The following is an 18,256-nucleotide window of genomic DNA, read 5'->3' as shown; positions in this document are numbered from 1 at the left end:
AAGCGAGCCAGCCTAGTAGGAACCGACGGGCGGGGCATTGGCTATCCGCATGTTGGCCGGGAGGTATCCGGATAGTCCGGCGCGCTCAGTCCTGGCGGCGCTGCCACGGCGGGCCGGCGTCGAGGTCGCGGCTCATCAGCCATCCGCCGGCGGCGAAGATCCCCAGGCCCAGGCGCGCGGTGCAGAGCAGGGCCTCGTTGTCGTTGCTGACCAGCGCGCCGCGCACCCGCACCGGCTGCTCGCCCTGGCCGGTCAGCTTCCATTCGGGGTGGCTGTGCAGGCCGCTGAAGCCCAGGCAGTCGTGCGCCACGAGGTCGGCCGGGGCACCCGGTGCGCCACGGCATTCGAGGTAGGCGGGCGCGGCGCAAATGAGTCGCCGGGAACGGCGGTGGTCCGCGAAGTGTACGAGGAAACCGGGCTGCGGGTGCGCGCGAGGCAGTTGCTGGCGCTCTGGGACAAGCAGCGGCACCCGCATCCGCCGCAGTTGCCGCATGCGCTGAAGGCGTTCTTCCTCTGCGTGATCGTCGGCGGCGAACTGCGCCAGCGCACCGACGAGACGCTGGCGGCGGGCTATCACGAGGTCGCGGCACCGGGTGCTGGAGAGCCAGATCAGGAGCTTGCTGGCGCGGGGCGAGGCGGGCGCGCAAGAGACGCTGTTCGACTAGGCGACGGGTACCGCCGCGGCCCTTCCAAAGCCCTATTTCGCCGCCATCGGCATTCGCCTAGCCTATGGTGGCACCGCCACTTCCGGAGACAGCCATGACCACCCACTTCAAGGATCATTTCTCCACCGGCTCGGCGAACTACGCGGCACACCGGCCGAGCTACCCGCCGCGTCTGGTGGAGGAACTGGCCGCGCTCAGCCCTGGCCGCGGCCTGGCCCTGGATTGCGGCTGCGGCACCGGTCAACTCTCGGTGCTGCTGGCCGAGCGCTTCGAGCGGGTGGTCGCCACCGACGCCAGCGCTGCGCAGATCGACAAGGCGCAGGCCCACCCGCGGGTCGACTACCGCGTCGCGTTGGCCGAGGACAGCGGCCTGGCGGCGGCCAGCGTGGACCTGGTGACCGTCGCCCAGGCCGCCCACTGGCTGGACCTGCCGCGTTTCTACCAGGAGGCCCGGCGAGTGGCCCGCGCGGACGCGATCCTGGCTCTGGTCACCTATGGCGTGCTGCATGTCGACGGGCCCATGGAGCCGTTGCTCCAGCACTTCTACCACCAGGTCGTCGGTCCCTACTGGCCGGCCGAGCGCCGCCACGTGGAGGAAGGCTATCGCAACCTGCCGTTCCCCTTCGAGGAGCGACGCCTGCCGGCTCTGGCCATCGAGGTGGAGTGGAGCGTGGACGACCTGCTCGGCTACGTCGGCACCTGGTCGGCGGTGAAGGAAGCGGGCAAGGCCCTGGGCCAGGACCCGGTTGTCGCGTTCGCCGCGCAACTGCGCGAGGCCTGGGGCGACCCGTGGCTCCGCCGGCGGGTCCGCTGGCCGCTGACGGTGCGCGCCGGCATGCTCCGCTGAGCCGCCGACGCTGTGGCCGAAGGCGATGAAGCGCTCGATGCCCAGTTGCCGGAGCACGGCGGGAAAGTCCAGATGCGCCTCGTCTCCGATGAAACTCAGTGGCAGGGCGCCGGGGTAGGCCGCCGAACGGCCGAATCCGAGGCGGTCATAGGCCACTACCGGATGTCCGCTGGCGGCCGCCAGGCGCTCGGGGACGTTCCGCCACAACGCCACGCAGCCCAGCGATTCGTGCAGCAGTACGCTCGGCGCTGCGGCGCCGGCCGCGGCGGGCGTCCAGCGTTTGGCGAAGAGCTGCCCGTGGGGTGTGTCGATCCGGTATTCGCGGCTGTCCATGGGCTTCATGGAAGGCTGCCTCCTGGCTTCTCTGCGATAGTCCGATCGGTCTGCACGGGATATCACGAGGTGTCGACTGGGCAACCAAGAACCCGTCCATGTCAGGTTGGCGCACCACGGTAAACGATCCTCGAAAGGGCCTTTTCATAGTCCGATCGGGCCAGGAGGAACAATGAAGGAGGTACTGGCCTACGACGGTTGCCGGGCGATGGGCGTGTTCGCCGTGGCGGACTTCTTCCGCATCGGGGCCGGGCGCTCGACTAGTACCTATGTGCTATTCGGGGTGCGCCGACGCGGCGCTATAGTCCCGCCCTCGATCCCCCGCTTCGCGGAAACCCGGTTGTGCTGGACGCACGAGACAAGGAAGGAACCATGCGCCGGATATTCATCGCGCCATTGCTGGCGTCGCTCTCCCTGGGCGGCTGCATCCAGATGGACACGCTGCCCGAGGTGTACGCCCGCAGCCAGTGGAAGGGCCGCTCCGCCGAGGAAGCGATAGCCTTCTTCGGTACGCCGCAGAACATGCAGCGCACCGCCGACGGTTCGCAGGTGGTGATGCAGTGGTACACCGACACCAGTTATTCCCGCTACGAAGTGGTAGGCAGCAGCTCGGAAATGCAGGGCAACGTGATGGTCAACACCAACTACTGGGACACCGTCAACCATCCCAACCGCTGCATCATCAACATCACCGTCGACAAGAGCAAGCGGATCACCCAGTTCGAGGCCGACGACGGCGAGCTGCTGCTGTCCCACGGCTGCAGTGGCATCAAGTACGGCCCGCCGTAGGACGGCGGATCGCTGGCGCGGAGACCCGGGGTCCGGGGCCGCAGTGCCGCGCACGTCCGTTGCGCGGCGGTTCTTCCTCATGACGCCTGGTCCGTGGTGGCGGACCGCTCGCGCAGCGCGCGCAGGGTCATGCGCAGTTCGCTGGGGCGCACCGGCTTGGAGAGCAGGGCGATGCCGGCGTCTTCCACGTCGGCCTGGATGCGTTCGATGTCGTGGCCGCTGATGACCAATGCCGGCACCGCCTCTCCCCGTTGCCGGCGGACCCGCTCGATGCACTCGACACCGGAGGCGTGCGGCCCGAGGTCGTAGTCGACGACGAGGATGTCGCAATCGGTTTGCCAACCCTGCGCCGAGGTTTCCGCCTGTACCGTGCAACCCCAGCGTTCCAGTAGCGCCGAGGTGGCGCGCAGGACGTTGTGGTCGTCCTCCACCAGGCACACCCGCAGGCCGCCGAGCAGGCCGGCCTGCAGCGGATCGTCGCGACGTGGCAGGGCCTGCGCGGCAATCGCCGGCAGGCCGTGCAGGGTCACCGCGGTGCCGCGACCGACCTGCGAGCGCAGTGCCACCTCGATGCCGGTCAACTGGCCGAGGCGGCGGACGATGGCCAGGCCCAGGCCGATGCCCTCGACGTCGCGGTCACGCGTCTCGCGGACCCGGTAGAACTCCTCGAAGACCCGTGGCAGGTGCTCCTCGGCGATTCCCCGGCCCTGATCGTAGATCGTCACCGCGAGGCCCTCGCCGCGCCGCCGCACGCCGATCAGCAGCGGCCGCTCGGCGGCGTACTTGAGGCTGTTGGAGAGCAGGTTCTGCAGCATGGTGGTGAGCAGCCCGGGATCGGTCCGGGTCCAGAGCCGACAGGGCCGCAGGCGCAGCTCCACGCCGGCCCAGCGCGCCGCCTCGGCGTTGCGCCGGACCAGGTCGCGCAGCAGCTCGCCGAGGTGCACGTTCTCCTGCTTGGGCTGGATCCGGCCGTTGTCCAGGGTATAGAGGTCGAGGATCGAGCGGAACAGCTGCGACACGTTGAGCAGCGAACGATCGATGTTGTCCACCAGCCGCCGTTCCTCGTCGCCCAGCCGGGCGTCGCGCAGGCAGGCGGTGAACAGGCCGATGGAGTGGATCGGCTGGCGCAGGTCGTGGCTGGCCTGGGCCAGCAGTCGCGACTTCTCCCGGTTGGCCTGCAGCGCTTCCTCGGTGGCCTTGCGCGTGCGCTCCAGCAGGAGATGGGCATAGAAGGGGATCACCGTGCTGGTGGTCATCAGCATCAGCAGCATGAACGGCTGCGCCTGCCAGGCCGGGGTCAGCCGATAGATGACCAGCAGCGCCAGCAGCGCCAGCGCGGTGGCGATGGCCAGGTAACGCGAGCCGTAGCGCATGCCGTTGCCGAGGTTGATCCAGACCATCACCGCGTACAGCGGCAGCGCCGCCTCGCCGCCCACCACCAGGCCGAACGAGGTGCCGGCGTAGTCATGCAGCATGGAGAAGACCCGCCGTGCCGGGTAGTGGCCCGGCCAGCGCACGATGGCCTGGCGCAGGACAACCGAGGCGACCAGGAAAAGGCCGTAATAGACGACGATCGGCAGGTAGGTCTCGACTTTCAGCCCGGGCAGCAGGCCGATCAGCACGACATAGGCGATCGCGCAGGTGGCCACGATCAGGCGCAGGTTGGCCTGGTCCAGCTCGGTATTCTTCTCGAACTTCATGTGCACCTCCTTGTGCATGGGGCCGTCGCGGCGCCTTCCGGTTTCGCCCCCTTCGTCACGCGGGCGGACAAAGGGCGGGCGCGGCGATAGCGGGCTAAGGTAGCATGCGCGGCGGAAAGTGCGACTCCGGAGAGCACCAGAATGACAGGCCGCATCATCGTAGCCGACGACCACCCGTTGTTTCGCGAGGGCATGCTGCGCACCCTCCAGCGCCTGCTGCCCGACGCCAGTCTCGAGGAGGCGGGCGATCTCGCCGGGGTCGTGCACCTGGCCGAACAGGGCGAGGAGCCGGACTCGCTGATCCTCGACCTGCGCTTTCCCGGCCTGACCCGCATCGACCTGCTCGCCGACCTGCGCCGGCGGTTTCCGCGCACCGCCCTGATCGTCGTCTCCATGGTCGACGACCCGCAACTCATCGCCGAGGTGATGGACGCCGGCGTCGACGGCTTCCTCGGCAAGAGCATCGCCCCCGAGGAACTCGGCGAGGCGATCCTCGCCATCCGCGCCGGCGAGGTGCTGGTGCGCTACGAACCGTCCGGCCTGCTGCCGCTGGAGTCGTCGGCGTTGCTGGACGGGCTCACCGAGCGCCAGCTCGACGTCCTCCGCCTGCTGGCCCAGGGCAAGAGCAACAAGGAGATCGGCCGCGTCCTGGACATCTCCCACTACACCGTGCGGATCCATGTCTCGTCGCTGCTCAAGGCGCTCGACGTGCCCTCGCGCACCGCCGCGGCGGTGAAGTACCGGGCGGCGCTGGGCGATGGGGAAGGGAAGTAGTGGCGGCGCCGGAATCGGGTCTGCGACGGCGGCAGGCGGTGGCCGCTCATCTCGCCGTTTCGCCGGCCTGGAGCCAGCAGTGCCGAAAGGCAAGGCCGTCCGATAACTGCAAGAGCATTGTGGCGACGGCCTGCGCAGTCCCTTGGCTGGCCATGTGAAACGGAAGCGGGCCCAACAGAGTCGCTCCCGACTGGCAAGCAACTTCAGAATTTTCTGCGCATACGTTCGAAAGCAGACTTGCTAGAGTCCCCGCTCCATGTCCGCGCGGCAGCATTTTTACAAGTGCTGCTTGCACCTGGGCGGTCCGGCTTAAGGAAAAGCAAGAATGTTCGCGCCAGCCAATAGTGCGCACTTTGCGCTATCGATCCCCTCCGTACGCAACGACTTCAAGGTGCTGGCTTTCGATGGCACCGAAGCCATCAGCACCCTTTATTCCATCCGCATCGAACTGCTCAGCGAGAACCCCGATTTCGACCTGGAGGGTTTGCTCGGTCAACCGGCGTTTCTCCAGTTCGGCCTGAGCGGCGAAGGGATCCATGGGCATATCGAAGACGTGTACGTGGGCGAAGCCGGTAGGCGCCTGGCGCGCTATCACCTGACCCTGGTGCCGGTATTGCACTACCTGCAGTTCAGCTTCAACCAGCGCATTTTCCAGCACCTGACAGTACCGCAGATCATCGCCCAGGTGCTGGCAGGCCATGGTATCCAGCCTGATGTCTACGTCTTCAATGTCCACACCAGCCCGGAACGCGAATACTGCACTCAGTACGGTGAAAGTGATTTCGATTTCATCCAACGGCTGTGTGCAGAGGACGGCATCGCTTGGCACCACCAGCATTCAGCGGATACTCACCTGCTGGTGTTTACCGAGGACCAGGCCTGGTTCCCCTTGCTGGGATGTACGCCATACCGCCAGGATACTGGGACGGTCGCCGATCATCCGGTGGTCAATCGGTTTTCCCAGCGTTTCAGTTCCCGCACCAGCAAGGTGACTCGCCGCGACTACGACCTGAAGCGGCCAAGCCTGTTGCTGGAAAGCCAGTTCACCGCGGAGTTCGAGCCGGCCCTCGAGGACTATCGTTATCCTTCGCCGATCACCACGCTGGAGCGTGGGCAGGTGTTGGCCAGACAGGCTCTGGAACGGCATCGTGTCGATTACCAGCTGGCCGAAGGCCAGAGCGATCAGCCGACGTTGCGCAGCGGTCACTTCTTCAAGCTGACCGAACATCCGCGCAAGACATGCAACGAACTGTGGTTGTTGCTGAGCGTCACGCACTCTGGTCGGCAACCCCAGTCACTCGAAGAGTCCGTGCCCGGCGATAGCCAGGCAGAAGACCGCTTCACCCAGGGTTATCGCAATACCTTCACCGCCATTCCATGGGATGTGTTTTTCCGGCCGCCGCTGCTGACGCGCAGGCCCCTGCCGGGATGCCAGACCGCTCGGGTCACCGGTCCGGCCGGCGAGGAAGTCTTCTGTGATGAATACGGGCGGGTGAAGGTCGAACTACATTGGGACAGACGGGAACTGGGAAGCGACAAAAGCAGTTGCTGGCTGCGGGTTGCTTCCAGTTGGGCAGGTGAGCGTTTCGGCGCGGTGACCATCCCGCGCATTGGCATGGAAGTGGTGGTGAGCTTCCTCGAAGGCAACCCGGACTGCCCGTTGATTACCGGTGTCGTGCCGAACAAGACCACACCTGTTCCCTACGCGCTGCCGGCGAACAAAAGCAGAACCGTATTACGTAGTCGAAGTACGCCGAACAGCGGCGGCTACAACGAACTTTCGATCGAAGACCGGGCAGGCCAGGAAAAGATCTTCCTGCGCGCGCAGCGTGATATCGAGCAACTGATCCTCAACGACAGTCACACCAGCATCGGCAATGACCGTCACGAACGGATAAGCCGGGACAGCCGCAGCCTGGTCGAAAAAGACCGCTTTGAGCAGGTGAACATGAACAGTTCCAGCCTGATCAAGGGCGATGAGCTGCATACCACCCAGGGTGAGCGCAACACCCGGATCGGCGGCAACGAACTGCTTTCCATCACCGGTGCCGGCAGCATCGCCGTGGACGGCACCTGGGTCGTGCAGGCCGGATCACAGGCTCGCGTCACCGCCACCAATGTGGTGGTCGATGCCGACATGAACCTGACACTCAAGGCCGGTGGACAGCATATCGTCATCAACTCCGCGGGGATTTTCAGCAGCGTGCCGATCGTGCAGGGCGGAGCCCCCATGGCCGGCATCGCTCCGCAGCAGGCGCTCCAGGTTCTGGCCGAAGCACCACAGACCGTCGTCGCCAATTCGCTGCCTCTCGTGGCTGCCGCCAGGCAACGTGCCGCGGACTTCTGCCCGCTCTGCGAAATCTGTCGCGATGGACTGTGCAGTGTTGGAGGTGCCGCATGACCACGGCCGAACAATGGCTGCAGAAGCAAGGTGAGCTGGGCCGATACCTGTATCTGCTACTGGACTCCGATGGCCAGCTCGACGAGCGCGATGCCTTGCTCGAAGGGCGCGAACCCCACCAGTACGGCAATCTGTATAGCGGTACGCCCGCCAGTTCGCTGGCGGCGATAGGTCCCTACCTGTTCCGGCTCGATGCGCTGGACCATCCGGTCATTCAGGCGTTGCTCAAGTCGCCCGAACGTCATTGGGGCTGGCTGGCCAGCAGCGCGAGCAGTGATCTGGAGTCGCTGGCCCGGCATTGGCGCGCTCGCCTGGTAACGGGCGAGCGGCCGAACCAGGCGCTTTATCGCTTTCACGACAGTCGCGTGCTGGGTCGCGCCCTGGCCCACCTGCAGCCGGAGCAGCGCCCGGCGTTCCTTGGGCCGATCTCCAGCGCGTGCTACTGGCTGGCCGGGCGATGGCTCCATGCCGACAACCCCGCCCCTGGCGACCATCCCGTGCCGGCCGAACCGGCGTGGCTCGTTGTCCCCACGGCTTCGGAGACGGCGGCAGGCATTCAGTTCGACAACGCCTGGCGCTACCTGATCGCCGAATGGACGGAGCCGTTTGCGGAATTGGCCGGGCAGCGGGATGCCGACGCCTGGCTTCAGGCGCAGTTGGAACTGGCCCGCACATGGGGCTGGCGGGCGCCTGAACAGATCCGCTTTCTACTGCTTCAACGCTTGCTCGCATCGGATGACGCCCTGCCCAGGTCCTGGTCACCCCTGCCCGATGAAACCCCCACGACGCATTTCGAGCGTGTGTATCAGGAGGTGCGGTTCTGGCAAGGAGATGCCCCCGTATGAACCGCACCCTTAAAAACATGACCCTTGCCAGTTGCCTTACGTTGATACAGGGCTGCATTGCCCTGGACAAGTCCAACAGTCTTACCGTTACGGCGGACCTGCCACCTGAGTTTACTTACGAAGCCACGGCGGCCTATGTCCCGGCCAAAGGTGAGACTTGCACAGTACCGGGTAGGCGGGATACCAAAATTGGCTACAACTCGGGCCGGGAAAAGTACAAACGTGATTCGAAGATTTTGTTACGTCGCACGGTCAGCGGCTGCCCTCTGGTACTGCAGAGCATCGATTTCTATATCTATGGCTGGTACGGCAAGGCTAGGGGGGACTTCGGGCGTGACTCGGCCCTGATCGTCGTACGAGACACGCTGGTCGAGGTGAAAAAGGGCACTTTCAATGCGGCCGGGGAAAGCGAGTTTGCCGGGCAATGCCAGTGGCTGTTTCGTACAGCCGGGAAGACCCGTGTTCTGAGAAAGCTCCTCGATTGCAAAAGGATGGATGAGACGGGTGTACGGCGCAAAGCGAAACCTTTCGTGGCCTATACCCTGGATCAACTGCCCGGCAAGACGGTGAAGTTGAGGATCAAGTTGGCTGACGAAGAGCGCCCCTATATGAAGGATACCTGGGTCAAGGTTCCTGGTGGGTGGAAGCGCTGTATGGGGAAAGGGTTTGAAGATCAATATGCATTCTGCTACGGAAACTACAAGGACTTCAGCACCTTCAGAATGCCGGATGGTCGTGACTACTGCACCATCTACCCCGGCTGTACGGAAAACAAGCCGGTGACCCCATGATTCTTGGGCCGATGGAGGAATGGGCAAAGCCGTTCTTCGCTGAGCGTATCCATACCTGCCCACTGCGCTCGCGCTCCAGCAACTTTCAACCCGTGGACGAATAACGTCCAAGACTGCAGTTATTGGCAAGGAGACGCCTACAGATGAACCGCACCCTTAAAAACATGACCCTTGCCAGTTGCCTTGCGCTGGCCCAGGGCTGCACTGCCTTGGGCAAGTCCAACAGTTTTACCGTTACGGCGGACCTGCCGCCTGAGTTCACTTATGAAGCCATGGCAACTTATGTGCCGGCCAAAGGTGAAAACTGCACGGTGCCGGGGGGGAAGGATACCCAGATTGGCTATAACTCGGGTCGGGAAAAATATGAACGGGATTCGAAGATATTGTTACGCCGTACGGTCAGTGGCTGCCCCTTGGTACTGCAGAGCATCGATTTCTATATCTATGGCTGGTACGGCAAGGCTAGGGGGGACTTCGGGCGTGACTCGGCCCTGATCGTCGTACGAGACAAGCTGGTCGAGGTGAAAAAAGGCACTTTCAATGCGGCCGGGGAAAGCGAGTTTGCCGGGCAATGCCAGTGGCTGTTTCGTACAGCCGGGAAGACCCGTGTTCTGAGAAAGCTCCTCGATTGCAAAAGGATGGATGAGACGGGCGTACGGCGCAAAGCGAAACCTTTCGTGGCCTACACCCTGGATCAACTGCCCGGCAAGACGGTGAAGTTGAGGATCAAGCTGGCTGACGAAGAGAGGCCGGGGTGGGGCGACACTTGGGTCAAAGTGCCCGGTGGTTGGAAGCGCTGCATGGGCAAGAGTTTTGACGATCAAAGAGCCTATTGCAACGGCAACTACAAGGATTTCAGCACCTTCAGAATGCCGGATGGTCGTGACTACTGCACCATCTACCCCGGCTGTACGGAAAACAAGCCGGTGACCCCATGATTCTTGGGCCGATGGAGGAGTGGGCAAAGCCGTTCTTCGCTGAGCGTATCCATACCTGCCCACTGCGCTCGCGCTCCAGCAACTTTCAACCCGTGGACGAATAACGTCCAAGACTGCAGTTATTGGCAAGGAGACGCCTCCATATGAACCGCACCCTTAAAAACATGACCCTTGCCAGTTGCCTTGCGCTGGCCCAGGGCTGCACTGCCTTGGGCAAGTCCAACAGTTTTACCGTTACGGCGGATCTGCCGCCTGAGTTCACTTACGAAGCCACGGCAACTTATGTGCCGGCCAAAGGTGAAACCTGCACGGTGCCGGGGGGGAAGGATACCCAGATTGGCTATAACTCGGGTCGGGAAAAATATGAACGGGATTCGAAGATATTGTTACGCCGTACGGTCAGTGGCTGCCCTTTGGTACTGCAGAGCATCGATTTCTATATCTATGGCTGGTATGGCAAGAGTTGGAGGGATTTCGGGCGTGACTCGGCCCTGATCGTCGTACGAGACAAGCTGGTCGAGGTGAAAAAAGGCACTTTCAATGCGGCCGGGGAAAGCGAGTTTGCCGGGCAATGCCAGTGGCTGTTTCGTACAGCCGGGAAGACCCGTGTTCTGAGAAAGCTCCTCGATTGCAAAAGGATGGATGAGACGGGTGTACGGCGCAAAGCGAAACCTTTCGTGGCCTATACCCTGGATCAACTGCCCGGCAAGACGGTGAAGTTGAGGATCAAGCTGGCTGACGAAGAGCTGCCAGCTATCGGCGACACGTGGGTCAAGGTACCTGGAGGGTGGAAACGCTGCTTGGGTGACAATTTTGAAGATCAATACGCGTTTTGCTATGGAAACTACAAGGACTTCAGCACCTTCAGAATGCCGGATGGACGCAACTGCACCCTCTATCCCGGTTGTACGGAAAACAAGGCGGTGTCCCCATGACCCCTGGGCCGATGGAGGAGTGGGAAAAGCCATTCTTCAGTGAACGTATCCATGCCTGCCCGCGTCGCACTCACTCGACCAGCTTTCAATTGGTGGATGAGCGGGGGGATGGCAGCCCCTATGCCGGTCTGGCCTATGAAGTCAGCGATTCTGAGGAGGTTGTCTACCTTGGTGTTCTGGACGAAACAGGGACAGGCCGAATCAATCGGCACTATTGCGGGCCGGTCGTTCTCAAGCTCGCTCAAGCCTATCAAGGGAGTGAGAAGAGCTACACGTTTTTACAAAAGAGGCCACATTACCCGCTCCCCATCACTGAACTGCAAGTGCGTGCCGAGAAGACCCGCTTTGTCAACCCTGACGGCGCCCGCACCCGGTCCAACCCCGCCCAAGGCCAGGCCGATTCTTTCTGCCAGGTCGAGGTGAGCGAACTGGTGGAGCACCGGGCCCATCTTCCGCCCCTGGCGCTCCGGTACTTTCCGCCCCGGCACCAGGTGCATGCGCTGATGCGCCGTCCCTCGGCCGCCATGGCGGAGTTGGGATTCGGCCCCAGGCCTCCCCGGGTTCGCGGTATCGCGCTGTTGCCGAACCGGCACCATGTGCTGGAGGTGCGCCCCTTGCGGGCGCTGAGTCCACTCCTGTCCACGGGCGAAGCGTTCTGCTACCTCAACCTGTACCAGTTGGCGCTGATGTCGACCCTGAGCTATAGCCCGTTTGGCCAGGAACCCGATACGCAACCGGTGGAAACCGACAGCGTGAGCTTTCCGGCGCAACCCAGCGTTGGCAACTGGTTCGGCGATGCCCTGGCCAGGTCCGATGAGCTGTGGCAAGTGGACGCAACTCAGGCCGGCGGGAAGGCTTACTACCCCCTGTATGAAGAAGTGGCCTACTCCAGGCGCCTGGAGGTCGTACCGTTCGACCCCGAGCTCTACCCCGAAGTGAACAGCCCCGAACTCGGGGCGGATCAGGAACATCCGGCCAGGCTCCATTACCTGGACGATGCCAAAAAACGAGGGGGTACCGATACGCAAGCATATGTCACCCACAACGATGAGCTGATGCTGCTGGTGGTACGCGGCACCGCGAGTATGGCTGACGTTCTGCGCGATGTGGATGCTGCGCAGACGCCGTTCGAGGAAACCAGCGGCAAGGTACACAACGGCTTTTACGAGTCGGCCAAGGTGGCCATCAAGTTCTTTGCAACCTACCTGGATAAGTTCTACAGCGGGCAGAAGCTGGTGATCACCGGCCATAGCCTTGGTGGTGCGGTGGCTTTGCTGGTCGCCGAGATGTTGCGGCAACAACCAGAAAAATATGACATCGTGCTCTACACCTATGGCAGCCCGCGCGTAGGCGACAAGACCTTCGTGGAAAACGCCAGGCCTCTGGTACATCACCGCATGGTCAACCAGAACGATCCGGTGCCCAGTGTCCCGGCGGCCTGGATGAAAACGTCTTGGCGCATGTCGGGGGCGGGCGTCCTGCTGATGCTCTTCAACCCCGCCATCGGAGGGGCGGTGGTGCTCCTGAGTCCCGTCAACATCGTCGGCGAGCCTTACACGCACCACGGCAAACTGCGTCATTTCATGCCCGTGTCGTTTGCCGATGGGCACAAGTCCGCGATCCTGTGGACGCCCGGCTGCGAAAGCATTACCGAGCGCGGCGGCGCGGCGGTCTGCGCCAAGGCACTGGCTGCAAGGAATGGCTTGCCGGAGCGGGGCGGGCTGCTGCGGCAGATGCTGGATAATGCCGATCACAAGATGGTCGCCAGCTACATCCCGCATTGCTGGGCTTCCCTGCGCCGTGCACAAGAGGCCTTGGAGGAAGGCCGCACCGTGGTGACCCCGACCGAGTATGAGCGGGTCGGGGAAGCGCTGCAGGACTTCAAGGCGCAGTTGCGGGAAAAGGAGGCGGCGGCCTACGGTTCTGCCAGGGAACAACAGATAATGGGGCCATTGCGCGCTGAAATCGGCAGGTTGCAACAGACCGCTGTGCGACTGAAAGCATTGAGCGTCGAGCGTGTCAGCGAGACCAAGGTCTACGGCCGGGTTGCCGATCGGCCCGAGGCGCTGGCGGTGAGCCTGGAGCGCTGGCTGGCGCACTCGTTCAATCGCTCGCATGAACAACTCGCGATGGCCCCGCCGGATGCCGACAGCAATGAGCGCGCGATCGCCGCTCTGGTAGGCGGCCATGTCCCTGGAGCGGTGTTCGATCTGGATATCGATGCGTCTGGATAGTGTGGAGCAAGGCACGCCTTGCCGGTGGGCTTCTCTATTCGCTCTGCCTCCCAGGTTTATTGTCGGGAGGCGGGTCCCGCTTCGCGCCAAGCCATTGCTCCCTCTGAGCCTGTCACCTTACGCGAACCACAGGCGGCACAGCTGGCAGGCCGCCGCCGTGGGGCGGCCATGCGGGCGGAGCGGGTGCGTGGCGGCGCAAGGGCTGTTCTAATGGGGCCTCCATTGGCCAAGGAAAAGCAATCCATGCGACGCCCGATGACCATGATTGCCTGCGCCTGCCTGTTGCTCGGCGGCTGCTCCGACCCCGACGAGCGAAGCGCCAACCCATTGCTGGGCAAGGACGCCGAGTGCCTCGAGCTGTTCGCCCGCAGCAACGCGCTGTACTGCGCTATCCGCGAGGACGAGCGCGAGTCCCAGGAGAACGGGACGCCGCGCCGGCATTCCGACTACGAGGTGGCGGACGCCGCCTATCTGCTCAAGGCCACCGGCGAACGCTGCGCGATCGATACGACCTACGTCATGGAATGTTCGGCGCAGGCCGGGCAATGGCTGAGGGCGGCGCGCGACAAGGCGGCGAAGCCCTAGTCAGCCGCTCGCGCGGCGCGGGCGGCCAGTTCCATCAGTTCGCCGCGCAGCCAGCGGCCACCGGGCTCGGCGTCGGCCTGGCGCGACCAGTAGAGGTTCAGCGCCACCGCTGGCAAGGCCAGCGGCATCGGCAACAGGCGATTGCCCAGGCCGCGGTTGAGCAGTTCGGCGTAGCGCCGGGTGAGGGTCAGCAGGTAGCCGCCCTGGGCGACCAGCAGCGCCGCCGACAGGTAGTGCTGGCAGCGCTGGCGCACTTTGCGGGTGAGGCCGAGCTGGCCGAGGGCGAGGTCCTCGATGCAGATCCCGCGCCGTCGCGAAGTGACCGCCACGTGCGCGGCCGCCAGGTAGCGTTCCGCGCTCAGCTCGCCGGCGAACTCCGGGCCGGCCATCACCCACAGGCGGTCCTCCAGCAGCGGCTGGCGGCGCAGCGCGGCATCGGTCGGGCGGGCGACCTCGACGGCGGCGTCGATGCGGCCGGCCTCCAGTTCCGTCTTCAGTTCCGCCCAGTGCAGGCTGCTGCAGCGCACCTCGACCTGTGGCGCGACCTGCCGCAGGTGGCCGAGGAAGTCCGGCAGCACCAGCGGTTCCAACTGCTCCGGCATGTTCAGGAGGAAGGTGCGGGCGTCGTGCCGCGGGTCGAACGACTGGCAGCGAGCGACGCTGCGCTGTAGGCCGGCGAGGGCGTCGCGGATGCCCGGCGCCAGGCGCTCGGCCAGCGGCGTCGGCGCCACGCCGCGGCCCTGGCGGACGAACAGTGGGTCGCCGAGCTGTTCGCGCAGGCGCGCCAGGGCGTGGCTGACGGCCGACTGGCTGAGATGCAGGAGCGCTGCCGCGCGGGTCAGGTTGCGCTCGCGATAGACCACTTCGAAGACCCGGAACAGGTTCAGATCGAGGCGGCTGAGGGGTGGCCATTCATGTGGCTGATTCATGGTTCCGCCCGGGCACGGGGATTTCCGCCAGCCTAGCAGGCGGTGGCGCTGGCGAAACCATGCATTGGTTTCATGGATATCGATGAATAAGCATCAGTTCTGCCGCTCCCGGCGCCTGCCTAAGATGCTTGCGACGACCGGCGCGAGGCCCGCCGGATGACCGAACGCCAATCGGAGAAGCCGCCGTGACCGCTCCCTTCAATGCCCTGCTGATCGCCAACCGTGGCGAGATCGCCATCCGCATCGCCCGCGCCTGTGCCGACCTGGGCATCCGCTCGGTGGCGGTGTACGCCGAGGACGACGCGGCCTCCCTGCACCTGCGCCAGGCCGATGTCGCGGTGCCGCTGGGTGGCAGCGGGGCGCCGGCCTACCTGGACATGGAGCGGCTGATCGCCGTGGCCCGGGAGCAGGCGTGCGACGCGATCCATCCGGGCTATGGCTTTCTCGCCGAGAACGCCGAGTTCGCCCGCCGTTGCCAGCGCGCCGGCATTCGCTTCGTCGGGCCGCAAGCCGAGGTGCTCGACCTGTTCGGCGACAAGGCCGCCGCGCGCGCCCTGGCCGAGCGCCTGGAAGTGCCGCTGGTGGCCGGACTCAACCGCGCGGTCGGCCTGGAGGAGGCCGAAGCGTTCCTGCGCGACCTGGGCGCCGGCGCCGCGGTGATGCTCAAGGCCCTGGCCGGCGGCGGCGGGCGCGGCATATGCGCGGTGGACGACGTCGCGCAACTGGCCGAGGCCTACCGGCGCTGCCGCGCCGAGGCGCAGGCGGCGTTCGGCCGCGACGAGTTGTACGTCGAGCAGTTGGTGGCGCGGGCGCGACATATCGAGGTGCAGGTCCTTGGCGACGGCAGCGGCGCGGTCAGCCATCTCTGGGAGCGCGACTGCAGTCTGCAGCGGCGCCAGCAGAAGCTGCTGGAGATCGCGCCCGGCCCGGACCTCCCGGAGGCCACCCGCAGGGCGCTGATCGACTGCGCCCTGCGCATGGCCGGGGCGGTGCGCTACCAGGGCATCGGCACCTTCGAGTTCCTGGTCGATGAAGAGCGGCCGGGACGGTTCTACTTCATGGAGGCCAACCCGCGCATCCAGGTGGAGCACACCGTCACCGAGGAGGTCACCGGGGTCGACCTGCTGCACGCCCAACTGCGCCTCGCCGCCGGCGCCGACCTGGCCAGCCTGGGCCTGGCGCAGCCAGCGGCGCCCAGCGGTTGCGCGATACAGCTGCGGATCAACCTGGAGACCCTGGCCGCCGACGGCAGCACGCGCCCGGCCACCGGTACCCTCGACGCTTACGAACCGCCCAGCGGCCCCGGTCTGCGGGTGGACGGCTACGGTTACGCCGGCTATCGCGTCAACCCCGGCTACGACTCGCTGCTGGCCAAGCTGATCGTGCGTGGCGCGGATTATCCCGCCGCGTTGCGCCGGGCCTACCGGGCGCTCTGCGAGTTCCGCCTGGAGGGCGTGGCGAGCAACCTGGACCTGTTGCGCAATCTCCTGTTGCATCCAGCGGTACAGGCCAACCGGGTCGGCACCCGTTTCGTCGAGAGCCAGCTGGAGGCGCTGCTGGCACCCCGGCCCGGCGAGCATCCGTCCCGGCATGCCGAGCCGGTGCCAACGGCAGCGGCGTCGTCGCGCGAGGAGCAGGCGCCGCCGGGCTGCCTGACGCTGGCGGCGCCGAGCGCTGGCGTGCTGGTCGCCCTGGAGGTGGCCGAGGGCGAGCGACTGCGGCCCGGCCAGCGCGTCGCGCTGCTGGAAGCGATGAAGATGGAATTCGAGGTCAAGGCCGCTCGCGGCGGCATCGTCCGCTCGCTCGCCGCGCGCCTCGGAGACGCCCTGGAAGAGGGCCGGCCGCTGCTGTTCCTGGAACCGCTGGACGGCGACGAGGCACTGGCGCAGGTCGAACAGGCGCCGGACCTGGCGCATATCCGCGCCGACCTCGCCGAAGTGCTGGATCGCCAGGCCGCATTGGGCGATGCCCGCCGCCCGCAGGCGGTGGCGCGGCGGCGCCGGAGCGGCCAGCGCACCGCGCGGGAGAACGTGCTCGACCTGCTGGATGAGGGCAGCTTCAGCGAATACGGTGGCTTCGCCCTGGCCGCCCAGCGTCGTCGGCGCTCCACGGAAGAACTGCTGGAACTCAGCCCCGCCGATGGCCTGGTGGCCGGCACCGGCAGCGTGGGCGCCGCCCGCTTTGGCGCACAGGCCGCGCGCTGCCTGGTGCTGGCCTACGACTACACGGTGTTCGCCGGCACCCAGGGGGTGATGAACCACAAGAAGACCGACCGCCTGCTCGGTCTGGCCGAGCAGTGGCGGCTGCCTCTGGTGCTGTTCGCCGAAGGCGGCGGCGGGCGTCCCGGCGATAGCGACTTCGTCGGCGTCGCCGGGCTCGATTGCCATACCTTCGTCGGCATGGCCCGGCTCTCCGGCCTGGTACCGCTGCTGGGGGTGGTGTCCGGCCGCTGCTTCGCCGGCAACGCCGCGCTGCTGGGTTGCTGCGATGTGATCATCGCGACCCGCGACGCGACCATCGGCATGGCCGGTCCGGCGATGATCGAGGGGGGCGGGCTCGGTCGCTTCAGCGCCGAGGAAGTGGGTCCGGCCAGCGTGCAGGGACCCAACGGGGTGATCGACGTGCTGGTGGCGGACGAAGCCGAGGCGGTCGCGGTGGCCAGACGCTACCTCGGTTATTTCCAGGGCGCCGTCGGCGACTGGCGCTGCGCCGACCAGCGCGAGCTGCGCCACCTGGTCCCGGAGAACCGCCTGCGGGTCTACGACATCCGCCAACTGATCGACGCCCTGGCCGACCAGGACAGCGTGCTGGAGTTGCGCCGCCAGTTCGCTCCCGGCCTGGTCACCGCGCTGGTGCGCATCGAGGGCCGGCCGTTCGGCCTGATCGCCAACGACCCCGGCCACCTGGGCGGCGCCATCGACGCGGCGGCCGGCGACAAGGCCGCGCGCTTCATGCAGTTGTGCGACGCCTTCGATCTGCCGATGGTCTCGCTCTGCGACACCCCGGGCTTCATGGTCGGCCCGGAGGCGGAGAAACAGGCCACGGTGCGCCATGTCTCGCGCATGTTCGTCGCCGCCGCGAGCCTGACGGTGCCGTTTTTCACCGTGGTCCTGCGCAAGGGCTACGGACTCGGCGCCCAGGCGATGGCGGCGGGCAGCTTCCACTCGCCGCTGTTCACCGTCGCCTGGCCCAGCGGCGAGTTCGGCGCGATGGGCCTGGAAGGCGCGGTACGCCTGGGCTTCGCCAAGGAACTGGCGGCCGAGGCCGATCCCGAGCGGCGCGAGGCCCTGTTCCGCGACATGGTGGACAAGGCCTACCGCAACGGCAAGGCGCTGAACATGGCCAGCTACCTGGAGATCGACGCGGTGATCGACCCGGCGGAAACCCGCGCCTGGCTCCTGCGCGGCCTGGCCGCCGCCGGTACGCCGGCACCACGGGCGGGGAGCAAGCGGCGCTTCGTGGATACCTGGTAGGCCGGCAGGCCATGCCT

Annotated in this window: 14 protein-coding genes and 2 pseudogenes; 12 read left to right on the top strand and 4 right to left on the bottom strand. The window is 65.6% G+C overall.

The features are described 5' to 3' along the window. Window positions 1-88 precede the first annotated feature (88 nt). A pseudogene (locus PSPA7_RS30460) lies at window positions 89-379 on the bottom strand (LysR substrate-binding domain-containing protein); the annotation flags it as partial. Between PSPA7_RS30460 and PSPA7_RS33055 the strand changes: the two are divergent. Both PSPA7_RS33055 and PSPA7_RS18800 read left to right on the top strand, forming a co-directional pair. After that, complete coding sequence (locus tag PSPA7_RS33055) at window positions 269-763, top strand: NUDIX domain-containing protein (RefSeq protein ID WP_228380097.1); 495 nt, start codon at window positions 269-271, stop codon at window positions 761-763. The pseudogene PSPA7_RS30460 and the gene PSPA7_RS33055 sit on opposite strands and share 111 nt — an antisense overlap. Beyond that, complete coding sequence (locus PSPA7_RS18800; protein ID WP_003157186.1) at window positions 760-1,512, top strand: class I SAM-dependent methyltransferase; 753 nt, start codon at window positions 760-762, stop codon at window positions 1,510-1,512. The genes PSPA7_RS33055 and PSPA7_RS18800 overlap by 4 nt, the downstream gene beginning before the upstream one ends. 12 nt (window positions 1,513-1,524) lie before the next feature. Here the strand turns inward: PSPA7_RS18800 and PSPA7_RS31320 are convergent. Then, window positions 1,525-1,845: pseudogene (locus PSPA7_RS31320) on the bottom strand (alpha/beta fold hydrolase); the annotation flags it as partial. Between the two features lie 372 nt (window positions 1,846-2,217). Between PSPA7_RS31320 and PSPA7_RS18795 the strand changes: the two are divergent. Further along, a complete protein-coding gene (locus PSPA7_RS18795) occupies window positions 2,218-2,634 on the top strand; it encodes a hypothetical protein (RefSeq protein ID WP_003157184.1) in 417 nt (138 codons plus the stop codon). Window positions 2,635-2,711: 77 nt separating this feature from the next. On the opposite strand, the gene PSPA7_RS18790 is transcribed toward PSPA7_RS18795, so the two are convergent. Next, the gene (locus tag PSPA7_RS18790; RefSeq protein WP_012076466.1) at window positions 2,712-4,334 is read right to left on the bottom strand and encodes a hybrid sensor histidine kinase/response regulator; all 1,623 of its coding nucleotides are present in this window, start codon (window positions 4,332-4,334) and stop codon (window positions 2,712-2,714) included. Between the two features lie 141 nt (window positions 4,335-4,475). Between PSPA7_RS18790 and PSPA7_RS18785 the strand changes: the two genes are divergently transcribed. The 8 genes from PSPA7_RS18785 (at window position 4,476) to PSPA7_RS18750 (ending at window position 13,837) form a co-directional block, all read left to right on the top strand. After that, a complete protein-coding gene (locus PSPA7_RS18785) occupies window positions 4,476-5,108 on the top strand; it encodes a response regulator (RefSeq protein ID WP_012076465.1) in 633 nt (210 codons plus the stop codon). 325 nt (window positions 5,109-5,433) lie between these two features. Further along, entirely contained in the window at window positions 5,434-7,509 is a 2,076-nt protein-coding gene (locus PSPA7_RS18780) for a type VI secretion system Vgr family protein (protein WP_012076464.1), read from the top strand. Beyond that, window positions 7,506-8,354 (top strand): DUF4123 domain-containing protein, encoded by an 849-nt coding sequence (locus PSPA7_RS18775; RefSeq protein WP_012076463.1) that lies wholly within the window; start codon window positions 7,506-7,508, stop codon window positions 8,352-8,354. Before PSPA7_RS18780 ends, PSPA7_RS18775 begins: the two co-directional genes overlap by 4 nt. Next, window positions 8,351-9,145, top strand: coding sequence for a hypothetical protein (locus PSPA7_RS18770; protein ID WP_012076462.1), 795 nt, complete (start codon window positions 8,351-8,353; stop codon window positions 9,143-9,145). The genes PSPA7_RS18775 and PSPA7_RS18770 overlap by 4 nt, the downstream gene beginning before the upstream one ends. A gap of 143 nt (window positions 9,146-9,288) precedes the next feature. Beyond that, on the top strand, window positions 9,289-10,083 hold the full coding sequence (locus PSPA7_RS18765; protein WP_012076461.1) for a hypothetical protein: 795 nt from the start codon (window positions 9,289-9,291) through the stop codon (window positions 10,081-10,083). A gap of 143 nt (window positions 10,084-10,226) precedes the next feature. Beyond that, window positions 10,227-11,018 (top strand): hypothetical protein, encoded by a 792-nt coding sequence (locus tag PSPA7_RS18760; protein ID WP_012076460.1) that lies wholly within the window; start codon window positions 10,227-10,229, stop codon window positions 11,016-11,018. Beyond that, window positions 11,015-13,252: a lipase family protein gene (locus PSPA7_RS18755; protein WP_041025373.1), complete on the top strand. Its 2,238-nt coding sequence runs from the start codon at window positions 11,015-11,017 to the stop codon at window positions 13,250-13,252. Before PSPA7_RS18760 ends, PSPA7_RS18755 begins: the two co-directional genes overlap by 4 nt. Before the next feature lie 243 nt (window positions 13,253-13,495). Continuing rightward, window positions 13,496-13,837, top strand: coding sequence for a hypothetical protein (locus tag PSPA7_RS18750; protein ID WP_012076457.1), 342 nt, complete (start codon window positions 13,496-13,498; stop codon window positions 13,835-13,837). Here PSPA7_RS18750 and PSPA7_RS18745 read toward each other — a convergent pair. Continuing rightward, window positions 13,834-14,766 (bottom strand): LysR family transcriptional regulator, encoded by a 933-nt coding sequence (locus PSPA7_RS18745; RefSeq protein WP_012076456.1) that lies wholly within the window; start codon window positions 14,764-14,766, stop codon window positions 13,834-13,836. The genes PSPA7_RS18750 and PSPA7_RS18745 overlap by 4 nt on opposite strands. Window positions 14,767-14,951: 185 nt before the next feature. Between PSPA7_RS18745 and PSPA7_RS18740 the strand changes: the two genes are divergently transcribed. Beyond that, window positions 14,952-18,239 (top strand): carboxyl transferase domain-containing protein, encoded by a 3,288-nt coding sequence (locus tag PSPA7_RS18740; RefSeq protein WP_012076455.1) that lies wholly within the window; start codon window positions 14,952-14,954, stop codon window positions 18,237-18,239. Window positions 18,240-18,256 lie beyond the last annotated feature (17 nt).

It is taken from the genome of Pseudomonas paraeruginosa PA7, assembly GCF_000017205.1.
Taxonomy (GTDB): Bacteria; Pseudomonadota; Gammaproteobacteria; order Pseudomonadales; family Pseudomonadaceae; genus Pseudomonas; species Pseudomonas paraeruginosa.
Note: the sequence above shows the minus strand (reverse complement) of the source record. Positions and strands in the feature narration are given on the sequence as shown.

Bases quoted from the DNA above. Each gene is read 5' to 3' on its own strand.
- PSPA7_RS18765 (WP_012076461.1), top strand. From the start codon at position 9,289: ATGAACCGCACCCTTAAAAACATGACCCTTGCCAGTTGCCTTGCGCTG.
- PSPA7_RS18785 (WP_012076465.1), top strand. From the start codon at position 4,476: ATGACAGGCCGCATCATCGTAGCCGACGACCACCCGTTGTTTCGCGAG.
- PSPA7_RS18760 (WP_012076460.1), top strand. From the start codon at position 10,227: ATGAACCGCACCCTTAAAAACATGACCCTTGCCAGTTGCCTTGCGCTG.
- PSPA7_RS18795 (WP_003157184.1), top strand. From the start codon at position 2,218: ATGCGCCGGATATTCATCGCGCCATTGCTGGCGTCGCTCTCCCTGGGC.
- PSPA7_RS18755 (WP_041025373.1), top strand. From the start codon at position 11,015: ATGACCCCTGGGCCGATGGAGGAGTGGGAAAAGCCATTCTTCAGTGAA.
- PSPA7_RS18770 (WP_012076462.1), top strand. From the start codon at position 8,351: ATGAACCGCACCCTTAAAAACATGACCCTTGCCAGTTGCCTTACGTTG.
- PSPA7_RS18800 (WP_003157186.1), top strand. From the start codon at position 760: ATGACCACCCACTTCAAGGATCATTTCTCCACCGGCTCGGCGAACTAC.
- PSPA7_RS18750 (WP_012076457.1), top strand. From the start codon at position 13,496: ATGCGACGCCCGATGACCATGATTGCCTGCGCCTGCCTGTTGCTCGGC.
- PSPA7_RS18745 (WP_012076456.1), bottom strand. From the start codon at position 14,766: ATGAATCAGCCACATGAATGGCCACCCCTCAGCCGCCTCGATCTGAAC.
- PSPA7_RS18780 (WP_012076464.1), top strand. From the start codon at position 5,434: ATGTTCGCGCCAGCCAATAGTGCGCACTTTGCGCTATCGATCCCCTCC.
- PSPA7_RS18775 (WP_012076463.1), top strand. From the start codon at position 7,506: ATGACCACGGCCGAACAATGGCTGCAGAAGCAAGGTGAGCTGGGCCGA.
- PSPA7_RS18790 (WP_012076466.1), bottom strand. From the start codon at position 4,334: ATGAAGTTCGAGAAGAATACCGAGCTGGACCAGGCCAACCTGCGCCTG.